The 20,847-nt window shown below is 70.1% G+C and carries 14 protein-coding genes, 1 tRNA gene and 2 pseudogenes; 8 read left to right on the forward strand and 9 right to left on the reverse strand.

Features of this window, described 5'->3' with window-relative positions; all coding sequences use genetic code 11:
• Nucleotides 1-6 precede the first annotated feature (6 nt).
• The 9 genes from murB to E4F25_RS01070 form a co-directional block, all read right to left on the reverse strand.
• Nucleotides 7-1,083 carry a UDP-N-acetylmuramate dehydrogenase gene (gene murB / locus E4F25_RS01030; RefSeq protein ID WP_140908438.1) on the reverse strand — a complete coding sequence of 359 codons (1,077 nt, stop codon included), beginning with the start codon at nucleotides 1,081-1,083 and terminating at the stop codon, nucleotides 7-9.
• The gene (locus tag E4F25_RS01035; protein ID WP_140908439.1) at nucleotides 1,076-2,137 is read right to left on the reverse strand and encodes a quinone-dependent dihydroorotate dehydrogenase; all 1,062 of its coding nucleotides are present in this window, start codon (nucleotides 2,135-2,137) and stop codon (nucleotides 1,076-1,078) included. The genes murB and E4F25_RS01035 overlap by 8 nt, the downstream gene beginning before the upstream one ends.
• 81 nt (nucleotides 2,138-2,218) lie before the next feature.
• The gene (gene amaB, locus E4F25_RS01040; RefSeq protein ID WP_140908440.1) at nucleotides 2,219-3,751 is read right to left on the reverse strand and encodes an L-piperidine-6-carboxylate dehydrogenase; all 1,533 of its coding nucleotides are present in this window, start codon (nucleotides 3,749-3,751) and stop codon (nucleotides 2,219-2,221) included.
• A gap of 16 nt (nucleotides 3,752-3,767) precedes the next feature.
• Nucleotides 3,768-3,844: transfer RNA gene (locus E4F25_RS01045), tRNA-Arg, on the reverse strand.
• Nucleotides 3,822-5,078 carry a dicarboxylate/amino acid:cation symporter gene (locus E4F25_RS01050; protein WP_140908441.1) on the reverse strand — a complete coding sequence of 419 codons (1,257 nt, stop codon included), beginning with the start codon at nucleotides 5,076-5,078 and terminating at the stop codon, nucleotides 3,822-3,824. Before E4F25_RS01050 ends, E4F25_RS01045 begins: the two co-directional genes overlap by 23 nt.
• Nucleotides 5,075-5,854 (reverse strand): L,D-transpeptidase family protein, encoded by a 780-nt coding sequence (locus E4F25_RS01055; protein WP_140908442.1) that lies wholly within the window; start codon nucleotides 5,852-5,854, stop codon nucleotides 5,075-5,077. The genes E4F25_RS01050 and E4F25_RS01055 overlap by 4 nt, the downstream gene beginning before the upstream one ends.
• Nucleotides 5,855-5,862: 8 nt before the next feature.
• A complete protein-coding gene (locus E4F25_RS01060) occupies nucleotides 5,863-6,714 on the reverse strand; it encodes a MurR/RpiR family transcriptional regulator (RefSeq protein WP_140908443.1) in 852 nt (283 codons plus the stop codon).
• A 7-nt stretch (nucleotides 6,715-6,721) separates the two neighbouring features.
• The gene (locus tag E4F25_RS01065) at nucleotides 6,722-7,831 is read right to left on the reverse strand and encodes a dipeptide epimerase (protein ID WP_140908444.1); all 1,110 of its coding nucleotides are present in this window, start codon (nucleotides 7,829-7,831) and stop codon (nucleotides 6,722-6,724) included.
• A gap of 13 nt (nucleotides 7,832-7,844) precedes the next feature.
• Nucleotides 7,845-9,272 (reverse strand): C40 family peptidase, encoded by a 1,428-nt coding sequence (locus E4F25_RS01070; protein ID WP_140908445.1) that lies wholly within the window; start codon nucleotides 9,270-9,272, stop codon nucleotides 7,845-7,847.
• A 199-nt stretch (nucleotides 9,273-9,471) separates the two neighbouring features.
• Between E4F25_RS01070 and E4F25_RS01075 the strand changes: the two genes are divergently transcribed.
• The 8 genes and pseudogenes from E4F25_RS01075 to E4F25_RS01100 all read left to right on the forward strand — a co-directional run bounded on the left by E4F25_RS01075 (nucleotide 9,472) and on the right by E4F25_RS01100 (nucleotide 20,847).
• Nucleotides 9,472-10,914 carry a transglutaminase-like domain-containing protein gene (locus E4F25_RS01075; protein ID WP_181168273.1) on the forward strand — a complete coding sequence of 481 codons (1,443 nt, stop codon included), beginning with the start codon at nucleotides 9,472-9,474 and terminating at the stop codon, nucleotides 10,912-10,914.
• 20 nt (nucleotides 10,915-10,934) lie between these two features.
• Nucleotides 10,935-13,931, forward strand: coding sequence for a TonB-dependent receptor (locus tag E4F25_RS01080; protein ID WP_140908446.1), 2,997 nt, complete (start codon nucleotides 10,935-10,937; stop codon nucleotides 13,929-13,931).
• Nucleotides 13,932-14,008: 77 nt separating this feature from the next.
• Nucleotides 14,009-15,271: a diaminopimelate decarboxylase gene (gene lysA / locus E4F25_RS01085; RefSeq protein ID WP_140908447.1), complete on the forward strand. Its 1,263-nt coding sequence runs from the start codon at nucleotides 14,009-14,011 to the stop codon at nucleotides 15,269-15,271.
• On the forward strand, nucleotides 15,268-16,542 hold the full coding sequence (locus E4F25_RS01090; RefSeq protein WP_140908448.1) for a dipeptidase: 1,275 nt from the start codon (nucleotides 15,268-15,270) through the stop codon (nucleotides 16,540-16,542). Before lysA ends, E4F25_RS01090 begins: the two co-directional genes overlap by 4 nt.
• Nucleotides 16,542-17,657: pseudogene (locus E4F25_RS01095) on the forward strand (serine hydrolase); the annotation flags it as partial. The gene E4F25_RS01090 and the pseudogene E4F25_RS01095, both read left to right, overlap by 1 nt.
• A 453-nt stretch (nucleotides 17,658-18,110) precedes the next feature.
• A pseudogene (locus E4F25_RS11555) lies at nucleotides 18,111-18,758 on the forward strand (M15 family metallopeptidase); the annotation flags it as partial.
• Complete coding sequence (locus tag E4F25_RS11415; protein ID WP_246069873.1) at nucleotides 18,738-19,757, forward strand: serine hydrolase domain-containing protein; 1,020 nt, start codon at nucleotides 18,738-18,740, stop codon at nucleotides 19,755-19,757. The pseudogene E4F25_RS11555 and the gene E4F25_RS11415, both read left to right, overlap by 21 nt.
• Before the next feature lie 145 nt (nucleotides 19,758-19,902).
• Nucleotides 19,903-20,847: a cation diffusion facilitator family transporter gene (locus tag E4F25_RS01100; protein ID WP_140908449.1), complete on the forward strand. Its 945-nt coding sequence runs from the start codon at nucleotides 19,903-19,905 to the stop codon at nucleotides 20,845-20,847.

Here is a 20,847-nt window from a genome sequence, read left to right on the forward strand (position 1 = left end):
CCGTGCTCACCAGCGCGCTCCCACGATCCGCGGCTCCGGCTCGATCGCCACCCCGAAGCGCTCCCGGACCGAGGCCGCGATCCGCCGCGCAAGGTCCAGCAGCTGCGCGCCGCTGGCGCCGCCGTGGTTGACCAGCACCAGCGCGTGGCTCGCGGCCACGCCGGCATCGCCCTCGCGGTGGCCCTTCCAGCCGCAGGCATCGATCAGCCAGGCCGCCGAGAGCTTGCGCACGCCGGCGTCGTTGCCGCGGAACACGGGCAGGGCGGGGTGCTCGGCCTGCAGTGCCTCGGCCTGCGCCACCGGCACCATCGGGTTCTTGAAGAAACTGCCGGCATTGCCGATCACGGCCGGGTCCGGCAGCTTGCGGCGACGGATGCGGCACACCGCCTCGGCCACCTGCGAAGGACGCGCGGCGCCGGCGTCCACGCCCATCGCCGCCAGTTCCTCGCCGATGCCCGCGTACTCCAGCCGCAACTCCGGCCTGCGCGGCAGCGCCAGCTCGACCGCGGTGACCACGAACCGGTCCGGCTCGTGCTTGAAGCGGCTGTCGCGGTAGGAGAACGCGCACTCGTCCGCGGAGAAGCGGTGCAGCGTCCGGGTCGCGCGTTCGAACGCCTCCACCGCGTGGATGCGCTCGCGCACCTCGACCCCGTAGGCGCCGATGTTCTGGATCGGCGCGGCGCCGACCGTGCCCGGGATCAGCGCCAGGTTCTCCAGCCCCGACAGGCCCTGGCCGAGGGTCCACAGCACCAGGTCGTGCCACTCGCCGCCGGCCTCGGCGCGCACGATCGCGTGGGTGCCGTCGTCGCCGACGATGCGCCGCCCGCGTCCGGTGAGCGCGACCACGACGCCTTCGGGATCGCCGGCGAACAGCAGGTTGCTGCCGCCGCCCAGCACCAGTACCGGGCCGTCGCGCAGCATGGCGTTGCCGAACAGCTCCGGCAGCGCCGCCGCGTCCGGCACCTCGACCAGCATCGGCGCGCGCGCAGGCACGCCGAAGGTGTTGCGCGCGTCCAGGCGCGCGTCCTCGAAGATCCGGTAACCGGGGGCGGGCGGGGTGCCTGCGGCGGGGGCGTCATTCATCCGGGGGCAGGTTACCCCGGCTGGGTGCTTCCTTGCGTCGGCGCATGGCGTCCACGCACTCGCCGACCAGCGCCGGGCCGCGATACACCAGCCCCGTGTACAGCTGCACCAGGTTGGCGCCGGCCGCCATTTTCTTGGCGGCGTCGGGCCCGCCCATGATCCCGCCGACGCCGACCAGCGGGATCGTCTCCGGCAGGCGCGTGCGCAGCATCCGCAGCACCGCGGTGGACTTCTCCATCAGCGGCGCGCCCGACAGGCCGCCGGTCTCCCTGGCCAGCGGGTGGTCCTGCACCGCGATCCGCGAGGTGGTGGTGTTCGTCGCGACCACGCCGTCCACCTGCAGGTCGCCCAGCACCCGCGCGCAGGCCTCGACGTCGTCGTCGCTGAGGTCGGGCGCGACCTTGACCAGCATCGGCACGCGCTTGCCGTGCAGCGCGCCCAGCCGTTCCTGCGCCTCGCGCAGGGTGCCGACCAGCCGCCGCAGTGCCTGCTCCTCCTGCAGCTCGCGCAGGCCGGCGGTGTTGGGCGAGGAGATGTTGACCGTGATGTAGTCGGCGAGCGGGTAGATCCGCTCCAGGCAGAACAGGTAGTCGCCCTCGGCGAAGTCGTTGGGCGTGTCCTTGTTCTTGCCGATGTTGATGCCGAGCAGGCCGTTGCCGGCGCGGCGCGCGCGCGAGACATTGCGCACCAGCGCCTCGACGCCGTCGTTGTTGAAGCCCATGCGGTTGATCAGGGCCTGTTGCCGCGGCAGCCGGAACAGGCGCGGGGCAGGGTTGCCGGCCTGCGGCCGCGGCGTGACCGTGCCGACCTCGACGAAGCCGAAGCCCAGGCCGAGCAGCGCGTCCACGTGCTCGCCGTTCTTGTCCAGCCCCGCGGCCAGGCCCACCGGATTGGGGAACGCCAGCCCCAGCACCTTGGTCACCAGCGGCGCCACCGGCGGCGCCAGCAACCGCCCGAGCGCGGTCCCGTGCACCCGGTCGAGCGCGCGCAAGGTCACCCCGTGCGCGCGCTCCGCCTCCATCGAGAACAGCAGTGGCCGCACCAACCTGTACACCCGGCAGCTCCTCGCTCCGTCAGTCCGCCGCGGCCAACAGTTCCCTGTTCCCCGTTCCCTGTTCCCGCTTTCGCCCTTGTCCTACAAGTCGAACTTGATCCCCTGCGCCAGCGGCAGCGAATCCGAGTAATTGATCGTGTTCGTCTGCCGCCGCATGTAGGCCTTCCACGCATCCGAGCCCGATTCCCGGCCACCGCCGGTCTCCTTCTCGCCGCCGAAGGCGCCGCCGATCTCGGCCCCGGAGGTGCCGATGTTGACGTTGGCGATGCCGCAATCCGAACCGGCCGCCGACAGGAACTTCTCCGCCGCCTTCAGGTTGTTGGTGAAGATGGAGGAGGACAGGCCCTGCGGCACGTCGTTCTGCATCGCGATCGCGTCGTCGAGGTCGCGGTACTTCATCACGTACAGGATCGGCGCGAAGGTCTCGGTCTGCACCACCTCGGCGTCGTTGGACAGGCCGGTGACGATGGTTGGCAGCACGAAGTTGCCGGGCCGGTCGATCGCGGCGCCGCCGGTGGCGATGGTGCCGCCGGCCGCCTTGGCCTGCTCGATCGCGGCCAGGTAGGCCTTGACCGCGTCCTGGCTGTTGAGCGGACCCATCAGGTTCTTCGGGTCGGTCGGGTCGCCGATCTTGCCTTCGACCTGCTTGTACGCGGACACCAGCTTGGCGAGCACGTCGTCGTAGATGGACTCGTGCACGAACAGGCGGCGGGTGGTGGTGCAGCGCTGGCCGGCGGTGCCCACCGCGCCGAACACGATGCCCGGGATCGCCAGCTTCAGGTCCGCGGTCTCGTCGAGGATGATCGCGTTGTTGCCGCCGAGCTCGAGCAGCGAGCGGCCCATGCGCCGCGCCACGCGCTCGCCGACATGACGGCCGACCTTGGTGGAACCGGTGAACGACACCAGCGCGATGCGCCTGTCGTCCACGAACTCCTGCGCCAGCTCGTTGCCGGCGTCGTTGAACAGGTAGAACAGGTCCGGGAAGCCGGCTTCGCGCAGCGCCTCGTTGCAGATGCGCATGGAGGCGATCGCCGACAGCGGGGTCTTGGGCGACGGCTTCCAGATCGAGATGTCGCCGCAGACCGCGGCCACGAACGCATTCCAGGACCAGACCGCGACCGGGAAGTTGAACGCCGAGATGATCCCGACCAGGCCGATCGGATGCCACTGCTCGTACATGCGGTGGCCGGGGCGCTCGGAATGCATGGTCAGGCCGTAGAGCTGGCGCGACAGGCCGACCGAGAAGTCGGCGATGTCGATCATCTCCTGGACCTCGCCGTCGCCTTCCGGCTTGGACTTGCCCATCTCCAGCGCGACCAGCGAGCCGAGCGCGTCCTTGTGCTTGCGCAGCGCGTCGGCGCACAGCCGGATGGCCTCGCCGCGGCGCGGGGCCGGGGTGGTGCGCCAGGCCTTGAAGCCCTCCTGCGCGCGCCGGACGATGGTCTCGTAGTCCTCGCGGCTGGTGGCCTGGACCTTCGCCAGCACCTTGCCGTCGGTCGGGTTCACCGGCTCCAGCACCCCGGCGCCGGTCGCCTTCGACCACTCGCCATTGCCCAGGTAGGTGCCCGACTCGTTTTCGGTGAGTCCAAGCGCGGTCAACACGGGATGCGTCATTACAAACTCCTGTTCGTGGCGCCCCCGGCGCGATTCGAACGCACGACCTTCCCCTTAGGAGGGGGACGCTCTATCCAGCTGAGCTACGGGGGCCTGGAACCGCCGATTTTCGCACGACCACGCTGTTGGCGGCCATGTCGCCGCTCACGTTGCCGACGGTCGCGAACACGTCCGGGATGGTATCCACGGCCAGCAGCAGGCCCAGCGGCCCGACCGGCAGCCCCATCGCCGCGGTGACCGGCAGGTTGGTGGCCATGAAGCTGACCTGCCCGGGCAGGCCGACCGAGCCCATGCTGATCAGCACCGCCAGCCCGGCGCCGGTGGCGAGCTGGGCCGGGGTGAGTTCGATGCCGAAGGCCCAGGCGATGAAGCAGGCCGTGGCCATGTACTGGATCGGACTGGTGATGCGGAACAGCGAGACCGCCATCGGCAGCACCAGCGACGATACCTCGCGCGGATAGCCGAGGTTGCGCTCGGAGCTCTGCAGCATCGCCGGCAGCGAGGCCAGCGAGGACTGGGTGCTGGCGGCCACCGCCTGCGGCGGCAGCAGCGCCAGCGCGAAGCGGCGCAGCGGCTCGCCGCCCCAGACCAGCGCCACCGGCAGCATCAGCACCGTGGCCAGCAGGTACAGCAGGACCTCCAGGCCGATGTACACGCCGAGCGCGCTGATCATGCCGATGCCGGCGCGCGCACACACCGCCAGGATCAGCGCGAACACGCCGAACGGCGCCGCCCACAGCACCCAGCGCACGATCACGATCATCGCGTCGGCGATCGCCTGGAAGAAATCCACCAGCTTGGCGCGGTGGTCGCCGCCGATGCGGGTCAGCGCGAAGCCGAAGAACAGCGCGAACACCACCAGCGGCAGCATCGCGCTCTCGGCAGCGGCCGCGATCGCGTTGCTGGGCACCATGGCGACGAGGGAGTCGGCCCAGCTCGCCGGCTGGGTGGCGGCGGCCGCACCGGTGCCGGCGGCGCTGTGCAGGGCCGCGGCCAGGTCGGGGTCGCGCGGCACCAGCGCCAGCAGCGCCGGGGCCAGGACCGCGGCCATCGCCGCCGCCCCGGCCAGGATCAGCAGGAACACGATGATCGCGCGCCGCGCCACGCGCCCGGTGGCGGCGGCGTCGGCGGCGGTGTTGACGCCCACGATCACCAATGCCAGCACCAGCGGCACCACGGTCATCTGCAGCGCGTTGAGCCAGAGCTTGCCGAAGGGCTGCACCACGTCGGCGACCCGGGCCCCGAGCGCCGGGTCGAACCAGGCCAGCAGCAGGCCGAGCAGGGCGCCGGCGGCGAGGCCGGTCAGGATGCGTGCGGTGGCGCTCATCGCGTCGGCTCCGGCAGGCGCCAGGCCGAGCGCAGTTCGCGGTACTCGGCATCGGGCAGGAGGACGAACACCGGATGCAGGGCGGGGTCGAGCCAGCCGAGCACGGCGTCCATGGTGTCGGGCGCCATCGCCGTGCAGCCGGCGGTCGCGGTGTCCGGGGTCTTCCACAGGTGCGCGAAGATGCAGCTGCCGGCCATCGGCACCGCCCGCGGGTTGTGTTCGATCACGAAGCCGAGGCGATAGCGCTGGTCGCCGTCGGCGTGCAGGTCGCGGCGCATCGGTTCGGTCGAGCCTTCGACCGCGGCCTGGCCGACGTCGTCGGCGTCCACGATGCGGTTGTAGAGCGGCGAGCCGCTGACGTCGATGCACCAGTCGCTCGCGTCCATCGCCTGGTAGGGCAGGCGGGTGTCGGCATCGGCGGCGTAGCCGAACGCGGTGCCGATCGCGAACACGCCGGCCGGTGCGCGGCCGTCGCCCTCGCGCTTGATCGGGTCGCCGGCCGCGACCGCCTGGTCCGGCGCCGGGTTGAGGCCGAAGCCCCAGCCGCTGCCGCTGCGGCCGACCACGATCGGCTGCGCTTCCCCGACCGGCTGCCAGGTCCCGGAGGCGTCGCGCGCGAAGCGGCGCAGCGTCCCGCGGGTCGCGTCCCAGTCGGGCGTGGTGACCACCACCATCTGCCGGGACTTGTCCCAGGGCAGCGGGGCGGGGGTTTTTGCGGGAGCGAGCGCGCAGGCGCCCAGGGCGAGCAGGGTGAACGGCAACAGCAGTCGCAACATCGCGGCCTCTACGGTTCGAGGAGCGGCTGGATCCGCTCCAGGTTCGCCAGCAGGTTGGCGTGGCGGTCGGGATCGGATTCGCACAGCACCACGAACAGCCCGTCGAGCAGGTGCTGCAGCGCCGAGTGGTACAGCAGCGGCTCGATGTGCGCGCGCTCGTCGTGCGCGGACACCAGCAGCGCCAGGTCGGCATTCGCGCGCAGCGCGTTCGAGGTGTGCCGGGTGACGGTGATGACGCGGCCGCGCTGGTCGCGGAAGTAGCGGCACACCTGGCACAACGCCGGCTGCTTGCCGTGCTCGGAGAACACCAGCAGGACGTCGCCCGGGCCGGCCGAGGACAGGCTCGCGGTCATGTGCGCGGGGTCGAAGTTGTGCACCGTCGGGATCCCGAGCAGCGACAGCTTCAGGCCGAAGGCGCGGGCGTGGATGTCGTCCTCGCCCAGGCCGATGATGAACACCTTGCCGGCGGTGGCGATCGCGCCGGCTGCCTGCTCGATGGCCTCGGGCGGGTTGATCAGGCGGGTCGCTTCCTCGGCCTCGGACTTGCGCCGCCACAGGGTGGAGGCGAGCGTGCTCTTGCGGTCCTGCGGCACTTCCTCGGCGGCGGGCTCGCCGTTGCCGTTCTCCGCGCGCAGCACCGCCTCGCTGATCGCGAACTTGAGGTCCGGGTAGCCCTTGAAGCCGAGCTTCTGGCAGAACTTGACCACGCTCGACTGGCTGATCCCGAGCGCGTTGGCCAGTTGCTGCGAGGAATAGTCGCGCAGCAACTGCGCGTTCTCGAGGACGAAGTCGGCGATGCGGCGCTCGATCGCCGACATCTGGTCGCGCTGCGATCGGATCTTGACCAGCGCCGACGGCATCGTTGCTTCAGGCCGCGCGTTCTTTCGCCAGCGGGTCCAGTCCGCGGATCTCGCGGATGCCCAGGCCCGGCGCGTCGGTGATCGAGATCTCCGACTCGTTGAAGATCACGCCGCCCTCCACCGGGTCGAACTGGCACAGCGACGGGCCGTCGAGGTCCACCTTGGTGATCACGTCCGACTTGGCCACCGCCAGGTGCACCGCCGCGGCAACGCCGATGCTCGACTCGAGCATGCAGCCGATCATGCAGTCGATCCCGTGCAGCCCGGCGATGTCGGCGATCCGCACCGCATTGGAAATCCCCCCGGTCTTCATCAGCTTGATGTTGACGATGTCGGCGGCGCGCATGCGGATCAGCTCGATCACTTCCATCGGGCCGAACACGCTCTCGTCCGCCATCACCGGAGTATGCACGCGCTCGGTGACGTAGCGCAGGCCCTCCAGGTCGTAGGCCTTGACCGGCTGCTCGACCAGCTCGAGCTTGACCCCGGCGTCCTCCAGCGTCTGCAGCGCGTAGACCGCCTGCTTGGCGGTCCAGCCCTGGTTGGCGTCCAGGCGGAGCAGGGCGCGGCCCTCGACCGCGGCGTGGATCGCCTTGGTCCGCTCGATGTCCACGCCGATGTCCTTGCCGACCTTGATCTTGAGCGAGTCGAAGCCGCGCTCCACCGCCTTGAGGGAGTCGGCCACCATCTTGTCGATGGTGTCCACGCTGATCGTGATGTCGGTGGTGATCACCGGGTCGCCGCCGCCCAGCAGCTTGTACAGCGGCGCGCCGTAGAGCTGGCCCCACAGGTCGTGCACCGCGATCTCGACCGCGGCCTTGGCGCTGGAGTTCTTCTCCATCGCCGCCTGCACCAGGTGGGTGATGCGGTTGAGGTTGGCGATGTCCTGGCCGATCAGCCGCGGGGCGATGTAGTGGCGGATCGCGTCCACGATCGAGCCGTGGGTGTCGCCGGTGATGACCGCCGTCGCCGGGGCGCTGCCGTAGCCGACGTGGCCGCTGTCGGTGCGCACCATCACCACCACGTCCTCGACCTGCTCGACGGTGCGCAACGCGGTCTTGAAAGGCGTCTTCAGCGGCACCCGCAGCATGCCGAACTCGATTTGGGTGATCTTCATGGCATGCATTCCATCAGTGGGTCGCCACCCGGACGATGTTGGTGATGCGGTCGATGTAGTCGTGGTCCTTGCCGAAACGCAGCGGCGTCAGCGGGGTCAGCGACACCCCGTTGAGCTGCATCGACACGAGCTGGCCGTCGGCGCCCAGGTAGCTGCCGCCGTTGGTGTCGTGGATCACGTAGGGCACGTCCCCGATGCGGCCAACGTACATCATCACGTGGCCGGGGATGTAGATCAGGTCGCCGACGTCCATCGCGTCCACCGCGGCCATGCGCTCGGCGCGGGTGGAGCCTTCGTCGAAGTGCACGCGTTCGAACGCCGGGCTGACCGACTGCGCGCTGGTGTTGCGCGGGATCTGCACGCCCATGCTGCGGTAGATCTCGGACACGAAGCCGCTGCAGTCGCGGCCGTTGTACGAGTGGCCCCAGCCGTAGCGCTCGCCCAGGAACTTGAAGGCCTGGCGGATGAGGTTGGCGCGGGTCAGCGGCAGGTAGTCGGCAGCGCTCTCTTCCTTCTTCTGCAGCAGCGCCGGGGCGAATGCCAGGCGGCCGTCGTCGCCGCGCATCGGCAGCTCGAGGATCCAGGAGGCGTAGGGGTGCTGGCCGTTGACCGGCCGGTTCGCCGGCACGTCGGCCAGCGGCACGCGCACGCCCATGTCGAGCTGCAGCTCGGACAGCTGCGGCTGCTCCGGGGTGAACACGGTCTCGACCTTGTCGCCGGTGATGATGCGGTACGGCGCCTTGTCCAGGTAGCCGAGCACCTGCTCGCGGCTGCCCTCGGCGACGGCGTCGGCCGCGATCCAGGCCGCGTAGCGCGGGCTCACCACGAACAGCCACTTGCCGTCGGCGCTGGCGTGCGCGACCACCACCGGCGTGCCCGGGAACAGGGCGCTTTCCTGGAAGCGGTCGATGTCGGTGTCGCCGGGATTGCTGAATACGCGCAGGTCGGTCGGGAAGGTGCGCAGCGCCGAGCGGTGCAGGACCATGCCGAAGCGGGTGGGCTGCGTCGCCGGCACCGCGTCCAGCGCCAGGTTGGCGACCAGCGCGTCGAGGCTGGCCTCGGCCACGCGCACGCCGTCGAGGTCATAGCGCGGGCGCTCCGGGCGCCCCGAAAGGTCTTCGATCCAGCCGCGCACGGTGGCGCCGTCGAGGCTCGCCGGCAGCGCGCGCAGGTCGTGCATGGACCCGTCCACTTCCAACAGCCTGGCGTTTTGTGCCGCGATCGCCGCGCGGTCCATCAGCACCGCGTCCGGGGCCTGCAGCCGGGCCACCCAGAATTCGGGGTCCAGGTAGGCCTCCTTCACCCCGATCACCCCGCTGGCGGGAACCGGAAGGGCGGCGGAAGCCGACTGCGGCGGGCTGCCGTCGGCGGCACATGCGGACGGCGCAAGCGCCAACGCCAGCGCGAGTGCCGCGGCGAGGGTGGAAGCTGGGACGCGCATGGCGGATACCTTCATTTGTGCGATGCGGAATAGCTGATTCGCAAAACTTATACGCTAAGAATAAATTATTGACCATCCCCGTGGCACATGTTACACAGCCGTTATCACCGGCCTTGGGGAAGTCCGTCGGGTGGATGGACCACGCCACAACCAGCGTCGCCGCGGCAACTCGATGTTGCTGGCCATCGCGTGCATCGCGATGGCGTTGCCGACGACGCTGTTCGCGGTCGGCCAGTCCGGCAGCGACGCAGTGGCGATGGGCGCCGCGGTCTCCGACAGTGCAGTGGTGCGCGATGTCGTCGCGCGCGTGGATGCCGGCGACTTCGCCGGCGCCGAGGCCGCGATCGCGGCGGCGCTGGCCGATGCGAGCGCGCGCGATCGCGAGGTGCTCGCGTACCAGCGCGAACGCATGCGCCGCATGCGCATGGATTTCACCCTCGACGCGGAGGCCGCGAAGGAGCGCATCCGCCGCCAGGTCCCTGACCTCACCGACGCGGAGTTCGCGCGCTGGGATGCCGAAGGCCTGCTCGAGCGCATGGACATCGACGGCGAACGCCTGTACTTCAGCCGCGCGCCGTCCAACCTGTTCCGGCTCAGCGCCGAGGCGCGCGCGCGCCGTGCCGACCCGAAGCCGTTCCGCGACAGCCCGCTCGAGTCGGTGCATCCGCACCACGCGGCGGTGATCGCCGCCGCGCACTCGCAGGACAGCAACAGTGTCCTGCCGCAGCGATGGCGCATCACCCAGACACTCACCGTCGACGCCGACGCGGTTCCCGCCGGCGAGACCATCCGGGCCTGGATCCCGTATCCACGCGAGATCCCCGGACAGCAGCAAGCCATCACCCTCGTTTCAAGCACTCCCGCCGCGCACCAGCTCGCGCCGGCCTCCACCCTCCAGCGCACCATCTACCTCGAGCAGCCGGCGGTCGCCGGCGAGAAGGCGACCTTCCAGGTCAGCTACGAGCTCGACATCAGCGCCCGCCACTTCGAAGTCGATCCCGAACGCGTCGTCCCGGCGGAGATCACCCCGGAACTGGCCCCGTTCGTCGCCGAGCGCGCCCCGCACCTGGTGTTCACCGACGACCTGCGCGCATTCTCGCGCAAGGTGGTCGGCGACGAGACCAACCCCTGGCGCATCGCGCAGAAGCTGTACGCGGCGGTGGACGCGATCCCGTGGGCCGGCGCGCGCGAGTATTCGACCATCAGCAACATCAGCGACTACGCGCTGCACGCCGGCCACGCGGACTGCGGCCAGCAGACGCTGCTGCTCATTGCGCTGCTGCGGCTCAACGGCATCCCCGCGCGCTGGCAGTCGGGGATGATGTTCTCGCCCGGCACGTACTGGAACCTGCACGACTGGGGGCAGCTGTACATCGCCCCGTACGGCTGGATGCCGATGGACGTGACCTTCGGCAGGCTCGACGCCGGCGACCCGACCGTCGCAGGCTTCTACCTCGGCGGCCTGGACGGCTACCGCATCGCGTTCAACGACGACTATGGCCGGCCCCTGGTGCCGGCCAAGGCGCACTTCAGATCCGAGACCGTCGACCTGCAGCGAGGCGAGGTCGAGTGGAGCGGCGGCAACCTGTATTTCGACCAGTGGGACTACGACTTCGAGTTCGAAGCATTGCCACAACCATGAGCACCAACCGGGGAGAGACCATGAGAAGCACCACCCGATATCCGCGCACCCGCAACCTGCGCAAGTCCGTACTCTGCATGGCGATGGGCGTGTGCCTCTCGTCCCTGGCAGTGCCGGTGATGGCCCAGAGCGTCACCGGTGCCGTGGCGGGCCAGGCCGAAGCCGGCGCCCGGGTCACGATCACCAACAATGCGACCGGTGTGTCGCGCACGGTGACGGTCGACCAGGACGGCAACTACCGCATCGGCCAGCTGCAGCCCGGCGACTACACCCTGACCGCCGGTTCGGGCGAGCCGGTCCCGGTCACCGTCTCGCTGGGCGGCACCACCCAGGTGAACCTCGACGCGCAGGGCGCCGTCAACCTGGCCACGGTGCAGGTGGTCGGCTCCCGCGTCGTCAACCGCGTGGACGTGTACTCGACCGAGTCCGCCACCAACATCACCCGCCAGGAACTGGCGCGCCTGCCCGTCGACCAGAGCCTGGGCTCGGTCGCGCTGCTGGCGCCGGGCGTGGTCGACTCGGGCGCCACCTTCGGCGGCCTCAGCTTCGGCGGCTCCTCGGTGGCCGAGAACGTGGTCTACATCAACGGCCTCAACGTCACCGACCCGTACCGCCGCCAGGGCTATTCGACGGTGCCGTTCGCGTTCTACGAGGAGTTCCAGGTCAAGACCGGCGGCTACTCGGCCGAGTTCGGCCGCAGCACCGGCGGCGTGATCAACGCCGTGACCCGCTCGGGCGGCAACGAATTCCACGCCGGCGCCCAGCTCACCATCGAGCCGGACTCCTGGACCGCCGCCAAGAAGGACCAGTTCCATTCCGACGGCACCATCGACGAGCGCGACCGCCGCAGCCGCGACGACGCCTCGTTCTACAAGGCCAACGTGTGGGCGTCTGGCCCGATCCTGAAGGACCGCCTGTTCTTCTTCGCGATGTACGAGAAGCGCGACAGCGATCCGCGCGACATCGACACCAGCGAGGCCTGGTACACCGACAGCAACAACGACTTCTGGGGCGGCAAGCTCGACTGGCAGATCAACGACAACCACCTGGTCGAGCTGCTGGCGTTCTCCGACAAGGCCGACTCGTCCACGGTCAACTATGCCTACGACTGGGACAGCGCCACGCGCGGCGAGGCGACCGGCGAGAGCTTCTCCGGCTCGGGCGGCGACAACTGGTCGCTGACCTACACCGGCCACCTGACCAGCAACTTCATGGCCAAGGCCATGTACGGCGTCAACGAGCGCAGCGCCACCGGCGGCAGCCCGTGGGACGAGGGCTGCAGCATCGTCAGCACCTCGGGCACCTATGACGCCGAGTTCGGCGAACTCGAGAACGTCGGCTGCCATCCGAGCAACAGCAGCGTCAGCAGCCGCTTCGACAAGCGCAAGGCCTCGCGCCTCGACTTCGAGTGGACGCTCGGCGACCACCTGCTGCGCTTCGGCTGGGACCAGGAGATCATGGACTCCAACAGCTCGCGCGTGTATCCGGGCGACGGCGTCAGCTACACGGCGATCGCCGCGACCCCGGGCGGCGTGCTGCCCAACGGCGCCGTGGTTCCCGACGGCGTGACCGCGATCGTCGACGCCCGCCGCTACATCACCGGTGCGCCGGTGAGCACCGAGGCGCAGGCGTTCTACATCGAGGACGTCTGGAGCGTCACCCCGAACCTGCTGTTGAGCCTCGGCGTGCGCGCCGACAAGTTCCACAACAAGCTGGCCTCGGGCGCGACCTTCGCCAAGGCCGAGTTCTCCGACATGATCTCGCCGCGCCTGGGCTTCAGCTGGGACATGAAGGGCGACGGCACGACCAAGCTGTTCGGCAACGCGGGCCGCTACTACATCCCGCTGACCAACAAGCTGACCGACTACTTCGGCGGCGGCACCACCGACGAGCACACCTACTACGTGCTCGAGGGCTGGAACGAGCAGACCGATCCGGTCAACGGCGGGACCTACCTGTTCCCGGATCTCGGGGCGCAGCTGGGCTCGGTCAATACCGACGGCAACGTCCCGGCGCCGGACGACGTCCGCACCGCGGTCGCCCGCGACCTCAAGCAGGTCTACCAGGACGAGTACATCATCGGCTTCCAGCAGGCGATCAACAGCGCCTGGTCGTGGGGCGTCAACGGCACCTACCGCGAACTGAACCGCGCGGTCGAGGACGTGCGCATCAACCACGTCGAGGGCTGCCCCTGGTACTCCGGCGACTGGCCGATCATGAACCCGGGCGAGACCACCACGCTGTGGTGCCCGACCACCGAGGACTGGGTCACCTTCGACAGCTCGGTCGACGGCTACCAGGCGCTCGGCAGCGGCCTGATCATGGGTTACAAGCGGCCCAAGCGCACCTACAAGGCCGTCGAGTTCCAGCTCGACCGCGCGTGGGACGACAAGTGGGCGTTCAACGCCAGCTACCTGTGGTCGAAGTCCGACGGCAACATCGAGGGCCCGGTCAACTCCGACACCGGCTACAACGACACCAACCTGGTCCAGTACTACGACCACCCGGCGGTGAACGAGCGCTTCGGCCCGACGTTCAACGACTCGCGCCACCAGATCAAGCTGCGCGGCAGCTACAAGCTCAACGAGATGTGGAGCTTCGGCGGCACGTTCACGGCGCGTTCCGGCGGCCCGATCACCGCGTTCGGCGTGCGCTGGCCCAACGACAACCGCAGCGCCGGCGGCCCCGGCGAGTTCAGCGGCGGCGGCTCGGGCTGGATCTGCGTCTCGGGTTGCGGCGACTGGACCACGCGCGAGCTGGTCTACACCCCGAAGGGCGCCTTCGGCCGCATGCCCTGGGTCACCAACCTCGGCGCCAACGTCACCTGGACGCTGCCCTCGGAGACCTACGACCTGACCGCGCGCTTCTCGGTCTACAACCTGCTCAACAGGCAGACCGCGATCAACGTGCATTCGCGCTACGAGAGCACGCCGGGCAACAAGATGCCGTACTTCGGCGAGCCGACCGTGTGGCAGTCGCCGCGCTACATGCAGCTGGTCGTCACCTGGAGCTTCTGACGAACCCGATGCACGCGTAACGACATGGTTCTACCCCTTGGGCGGCCTTCTCGGGCCGCCCCTTTTTTGGAGCCGGCATGGCACCAGCGTTGTTGCAACAACCCCTGTTGGACGGGATCGACCTTGTGGCCCTGGCCGCAGCCGAAGGCACTCCCTTGCACGTGTATTCCGCCCCCGCGATCCGCGAACGGTTGCGGGGCCTGCAGCGCGCCCTGGAAGGACTCGACGCGCTGATCTGTTATGCGGTCAAGGCCAACAGCAACCAGGCGGTCCTGGCGCTGATGGCCGCGGAGGGCGCGGGTGCCGACATCGTCTCCGCTGGCGAGCTGTGGCGCAGCCTGCGCGCCGGCATACCGGCCGACCGGATCGTGTTCTCCGGCGTCGGCAAGAGCGCGGAGGAGATCGTGCAGGGGCTCGACGCGGGCGTGGCCCGCTTCAACGTCGAATCCCGCGCGGAACTCGAACTGCTGCAGGCGATCGCCGCGCAACGCGGCACCACCGCGCGCGCCGCGGTGCGCATCAACCCGGACGTGGACGCGCTGACCCACGCCAAGATTTCCACCGGCAAGGCCGAGAACAAGTTCGGCGTCTCGATCGCCGAGGCGCGGACCTGGTTCGAAGGGCAGGCGGCCTGGCCGGACGTGCGCCTGGACGGGCTGCACATGCACATCGGCTCTCAGCTGCTGGACATGGCCCCGATCCGGCAGGCGCTGCAGCGGCTGGCCGCGTTCTGGCGCGAGCTCGAGGCGGCGGGCCACCGGCTCGCCAGCATCGACGTCGGCGGCGGCCTCGGCGTGCGCTACCGCGAGGGCGAGCAACCGCTCGACCCGGTGGACTACGTCGCCCAGATCCGCGCGGCGCTGCAGGGCTTCCAGGGCCGCATCGTGCTCGAGCCGGGCCGTTACCTTGTGGCCGAGGCCGGCGTGCTGCTGACCCGCGTGCTGCGGGTCAAGCAGGGAGAGCAGCGCAACTTCCTGGTGCTGGACGCGGCCATGAACGACCTGCTGCGGCCCAGCCTCTACGACGCCTGGCACGACATCCTGCGCCTGGGCGACAACGGCGGCCGCGAGGCCGTCGCCTACGACGTCGTCGGCCCGGTGTGCGAGACCGGCGACACCTTCGCCGTCGGCCGTCCGCTGCCGCGCTGCGAGGCCGGCGACCTGGTGGCGATCGGCGCCACCGGGGCCTATGGTGCGTCCATGGCCTCCACCTACAACTCGCGGCCGCTGGCCGCCGAGGTGCTGGTGGACGGAGGCCGCTACGCCGTCGTCCGCCGGCGGCAGACCTACGACGAGATGATCGCCGGCGAGCAGCCGGCCGGGGACTGGAGGACACCATGAACACCCGCACCGGACTGCTTGCCGCGGCGCTGGCCGCAACCCTCGCCGCCTGCGCGCACGGGCCCGCGGCGCCGGCGGTTGCGACCGCGGACGCGGACGCGCTGCTGACCGTCGACACCCACGTCGACATCCCGCTCGACTACATGCGCGACCCGCGCTACGACGTCGGCGGCGACACCGCGCTGCAGGTGGACCTCGGCAAGATGGAGCGCGGCGGCCTCGATGCCGCGTTCTTCGTGGTCTACGTGGGGCAGGGGCCGCTGACCCACGAGGGCTATGCCAGGGTCGTGGCCCAGGCCGACCGCAAGTACTCGGCGATCCACATGATGCTGGAGCGCTATCCGGACCGGATCCGCCTGGCGACGACGCCGGCCCAGGTGCGCACCAACCATGCCGACGGCCTGCTGTCGGCGATGATCGGCATCGAGAACGCGTATTCGCTCGGCCATGAGCTGTCGCGGCTCGACGAGGCCTTCGGCCGCGGCGCCCGCTACGTCGGCATGACACACGTCGGCAACAACGACCTGTGCACCAGCGCCAACCCGAACGAGGAGGCCGGCGAGCCGGCCCACAACAGTCCGGGCGACACCGGCATCACCGACTTCGGGCGCGCGGTGGTGGAGCGCGCCAATGCGCTGGGCATGATGGTGGACATCTCGCACGCCTCCGACAACTGCGTGCGCGACGTGCTGGTGCTGTCGAAGGCGCCGGTGATCGGCTCGCATTCCTCGGCGCGCGCGCTGGTGGACGTGCCGCGCAACGTGCCGGACGACCTGCTGCGCGCGATCGCGGCGAAGGGCGGGGTGGTGCAGGCAGTGGCCTACTACCAGTTCGTCAAGGACGATCCCGCGCGCGTCGCCGCCGAGGATGCACTGCAGGCCGAGGTCGCCCGGCAGGCCGGGGCCGAACGCTTCGACTGGGACGTGCACGTGGAGCTGCCGGCCTACGTCGAAGGCATGGCGCGGATCGAGCGCGAGCACCCGCTGGCCACGCTGCAGGAGTACGTGGACCACATCGACCACATGGTGCAAGTCGCCGGCATCGACCACGTCGGCATCGCCTCTGACTTCGACGGCGGTGGCGGAATCACCGGCTGGATGGACGCTTCGGAAACGGCGAACGTCGCCGCCGAGCTGCGCCGGCGCGGCTACGGCGACCAGGACATCGCGAAACTCTGGGGCGGCAACCTGCTGCGCGTGTGGCAGGCGGTCATCGACGTCGCCGCGGCGAACGCACCGACGAACGGACCGGCGAAGGGGTCCGCACGATGATGCGCGCGCGCTGGCTGGCCCTGCTGCTGTGCGTGGCGCTGCCGTGGGCGGCCGCGGCGCAGCCGGCGCTCCTGGAGCCGGCGCTCCCGGAGCCGGCGCAGTACGCACCGGACTACATCCTCGACGCCGACGCTCGGGCCGCGCTCGAGCGCTTCCACCTGGCGGGCATCGCCCTGGGCGTGATCGAGGACGGCAAGGTCACCTACGCGCGCGGCTTCGGCGAGACCGTGGTCGGCTCCGGCGACCCGGTGACCACCGACACGCTGTTCAAGATCGCCTCCAACTCCAAGGCCATGACCGCGGCGGTGCTGGCACGCCTGGTGCAGGCCGGCAAGCTGCGCTGGGACGACCCGGTGGTGAAGCACCTGCCTGGCTTCGCCATGCGCGACCCCGAGGTCACCCGCACGATGACGGTCGGCGACCTGCTGGTGCACAACAGCGGCCTGCCCGAGGGCGGCGGCGACCTGATGCTGTGGCCCGAGCCCAACCTGTTCACGCGCGCCGACATCATCCACGGCCTGCGGCACATCGAGCCGGCCTATCCGTTCCGTTCCGGCTACGCCTACGACAACCTGCTGTACGTGGTCGCCGGCGAGGTCGCGGCCGCCGCCGGCGGCGCCTCCTACGAGGAGCTGGTGCGGCGGGAACTGTTCGAGCCGCTCGGGCTGGACGGCTGCCGGGTCGGCGAGTTCAGCCGCAGAGAGGCCGGCAGCGTGGCGCAGCCGCACTGGTACGACGGCGAGCGCGTGCTGCCGATGCGCCAGGATCCGGAGGTGGTGCCGGCGATCACCTCGGCCGCGGCCGGCGGCATCCGCTGCAGCCTCGAGGACATGCTCGCTTGGGCGCAGAACTGGCTGGCGCCGACGCCGGAACAGCTCGAGTGGCTCGGCCCGGAGCAGCGCGCCGAGATGTGGAAGCCGCGCACGCCGATGCCGATCTCGGACTTCAAGCGCAAGTGGGACGACACCACCGAGTACGCCTACGCCTACGGCTTCCGCATCGCCGACATCCACGGCGAGCACACCGTCTCGCACACCGGCACGCTCGGCGGCATGTACTCGATGATGATGCTGATGCCGGACCGCAAGTCGGGCTTCGTGTTCATGATCAGCGGCAATGGCGGCCGCGCGCGCACCGTGCTGGGGACTTCGCTCATGCGGCTGTTCACGATGCCGATGGACGAGATGGGCTTCGAGGACATCGCCAACGCGATCTACGGCGACGGCTCGGCGCCGTCGGCGGCGGAGGCGGGACCGAAGCTGCCGGACATCGGCGAGCGCAAGCCGGTGGCGCCCGCCGACATGCGCCAGTGGCTCGGCACCTGGCGCGACCCGTGGTTCGGCGAGGTGCGCATCTGTCCGCTCGGCGACGAGGTCGAGTGGCGCTCGGCGAAATCGCCCAAGATGCACGGCCGCGTCTCGCTGCTGCAGGGCCGCCACTTCCTGCACTGGGACGACCCGGGCGTGGACATGGACGCGTGGCTGGACTTCTCCGGCGAGGGCGACGCGCGCCGCCTGCACATGGCCAAGCTCGACCCGGACGGCGACTTCAGCTCCGACTACGAGGACCTGGCCTTCGTGCGCACCGGCGACTGCCCGCAGACCATGGCCGACGCCGGCCTGGTGGACATCCGCGCGCTGGTCCCGGACATCGCCCAGGACATCAAGTATGCCGGCAACGACAACTTCGTCGGCGCGCCGGTGGACGGCTACGAGGCGCCGCGCTGCCTGCTCAAGGTGGACGCGGCCGCGGCCCTGGCCCGGGTGGAGGCGAACCTGCGCGGGGACGGCCTGCGCCTGAAGCTGTTCGATTGCTACCGCCCGGCGCGCGCGGTCGCGCATTTCGTGCGCTGGGCCGGGGACCTCGCCGACCAGCGCACCAAGGCGGTCCACTACCCGGCGCTGGACAAGTCCACGCTGCTCGACGGCTACATCGCGCCAGTGTCCGGGCACAGCCGCGGCGCCACCGTCGACCTGACCCTGCTGCAATGCGACGCCGACGGCGCCTGCCACGAGCTCGACATGGGCACGCCGTTCGACTTCTTCGACCCGCGCGCGAATACCGATTCGCCGCAAGCGACCCCGGCGCAGCGCGCCAACCGCCGGCGCCTGCTGGCGGCGATGCAGGCGGAAGGATTCCGCAACTACCCGATGGAATGGTGGCACTTCACCCTGCAACCGGAGCCGAACCCCGCCGTGATCCACGACGTCCCCATCCATGCCGGCGACCACAACCGCGCCGGCGCCATCGCCGCGCTCATGCAGCGCTACGACGGCGCGGTGCCCGGCGCCTCGCTGCTGGTGCTGCGCGACGGCGAGCCGCTGGTGCGCCGCGGCTTCGGCCTCTCCGACCTGGAGCAGGGCACCGAGGCCGGACCGGCCACCAACTACCGCCTCGCCTCGGTGAGCAAGCAGTTCACCGCCGCGTCGATCCTGCTGCTGGCGCAGGACGGTGCGCTGTCCGTGGACGACCCGCTGTCGCGCTGGCTGCCCTCGCTGCCGCCGGCGACCAGGGGCATCACCCTGCGCCACCTGCTCACCCACACCTCCGGGCTGGTGGACTACGAGGACCTGATGGGCGACGACTGGCAGGGCCAGATCCGCGATGCCGGGGTGCTCGAGCTGCTCGAGCGCGAGGACCGGCTGTACTTCCCGCCCGGCAGCGACTACCGCTACAGCAACGGTGCCTACGCGCTGCTTGCCCTGATCGTGGAGGAGGCGTCGGGGCTGGCCTACCCGGAGTTCCTGCGCCAGCGCATCTTCGAGCCGCTGGGCATGCACGACAGCATCGCCTACGTCGCCGGCGGCCCCGACGTGCCGCACCGGGCCTGGGGCTACAGCGCCGACGGCAAGGGCTGGAAGCGCACCGACCAGAGCACCACCAGCGCGGTGCTCGGCGACGGCGGCATCTACTCCTCGATCGACGACCTCGCGCGCTGGGACGCGGCCATGTACGACGACCGCCTGCTCTCCGACGCCTCGCGCGCGCTCGCCTTCGCCCCGCACGTCCGCGTCACCGGCGAACCCTACGAGGCGTCCTACGGCTTCGGCCTGCGCATCACCGGCGACACCGTCTGGCATTCCGGCGAGACCATCGGCTTCCGCAACGTCATGGTGCGCTGGCCGGAAGAGCGCCTGACGGTGGTCCTGCTCAGCAACCGCAACGATCCCGAACCCTACGAGACCGCCCTCAGGATCGGCGCCCTGTTCCTGTAACCGGTAGGAGCCGCCATGGCGGCGAGCTCTTCCCCGATTGCCGCGCTATCCGGAAACAGCTCGCCGCCATGGCGGCTCCCACCCCCGCCTGCAGACGGCCATCACGCCGGACCGGTAACCTGAACCACCCGGCCCAATCGATGGAATGACGATGGCAGGCAATTCCTCACGCGCGATCCTGTTCGCGCTCGGCGCCAACTTCGCGATCGCGGTGGCCAAGGGCGTCGCCGCGTACTTCACCCGCTCCAGCGCGATGCTGGCCGAGACCGTCCACTCGCTCGCCGACTGCGGCAACCAGCTGCTGCTCCTGCTCGGCCTGAAGCAGGCACGGAAGCCGCCGTCGCCCGAGTACCCGCTGGGCCACGGCAAGGCGACCTACTTCTGGTCGTTCCTGGTCGCGGTGATCCTGTTCAGCGTCGGCGGCATGTTTTCCCTCTACGAAGGCATGCACAAACTGCAGGCACCAGAGCCGCTGCGGCAATGGTGGTGGGCGGTCGGCGTGCTCGTCTTCGGCATCGTCGCCGAGGGCATCTCGATGCGCGCCTGCCTGCAGGAAGTGAACAAGTCGCGCGGCGACCGCAGCCTGTGGCGCTGGTTCCGCGAGAGCCGCCAGAGCGAACTGGTGGTGATCTTCGGCGAGGACCTCGCCGCGCTCCTCGGCCTGTGCTTCGCGCTCATCGCGGTGCTGGCCACGGTGGTCACCGGCAACCCGGTGTGGGACGCCGTCGGCACCATCGCCATCGGCGTGCTGCTGGTGGTGGTCGCGGTGCTGGTCGCGATCGAGGTCAAGGCGATGCTGATCGGCCAGAGCATCGACCCGCGCCGCCAGGCCGAGATCCGCAGGTTCCTCGAGGGGCGCGCCGAGATCGGCCGCGTGCTCAACCTGATCACCCTGCAGCTCGGCCCCGAGGCCCTGGTCTCCGTCCAGGCGCGCATGCGCGAGGAAGGCGACGCCGGTGCCATGCTCGCCGACATCACCGAAGTCGAGCGCGCCCTGAAGGCGCAGTTCCCCGAAGTCCGCTGGAGCTTCTTCGAACCCGAGTCCCGCAAGGTCCTGACGGCCGAAGAAAAAGGCGCCCCCGGCCTCTAG

Origin of the sequence: Cognatiluteimonas lumbrici (assembly GCF_006476065.1) — a bacterium.
Lineage (GTDB): Bacteria > Pseudomonadota > Gammaproteobacteria > Xanthomonadales > Xanthomonadaceae > Cognatiluteimonas > Cognatiluteimonas lumbrici.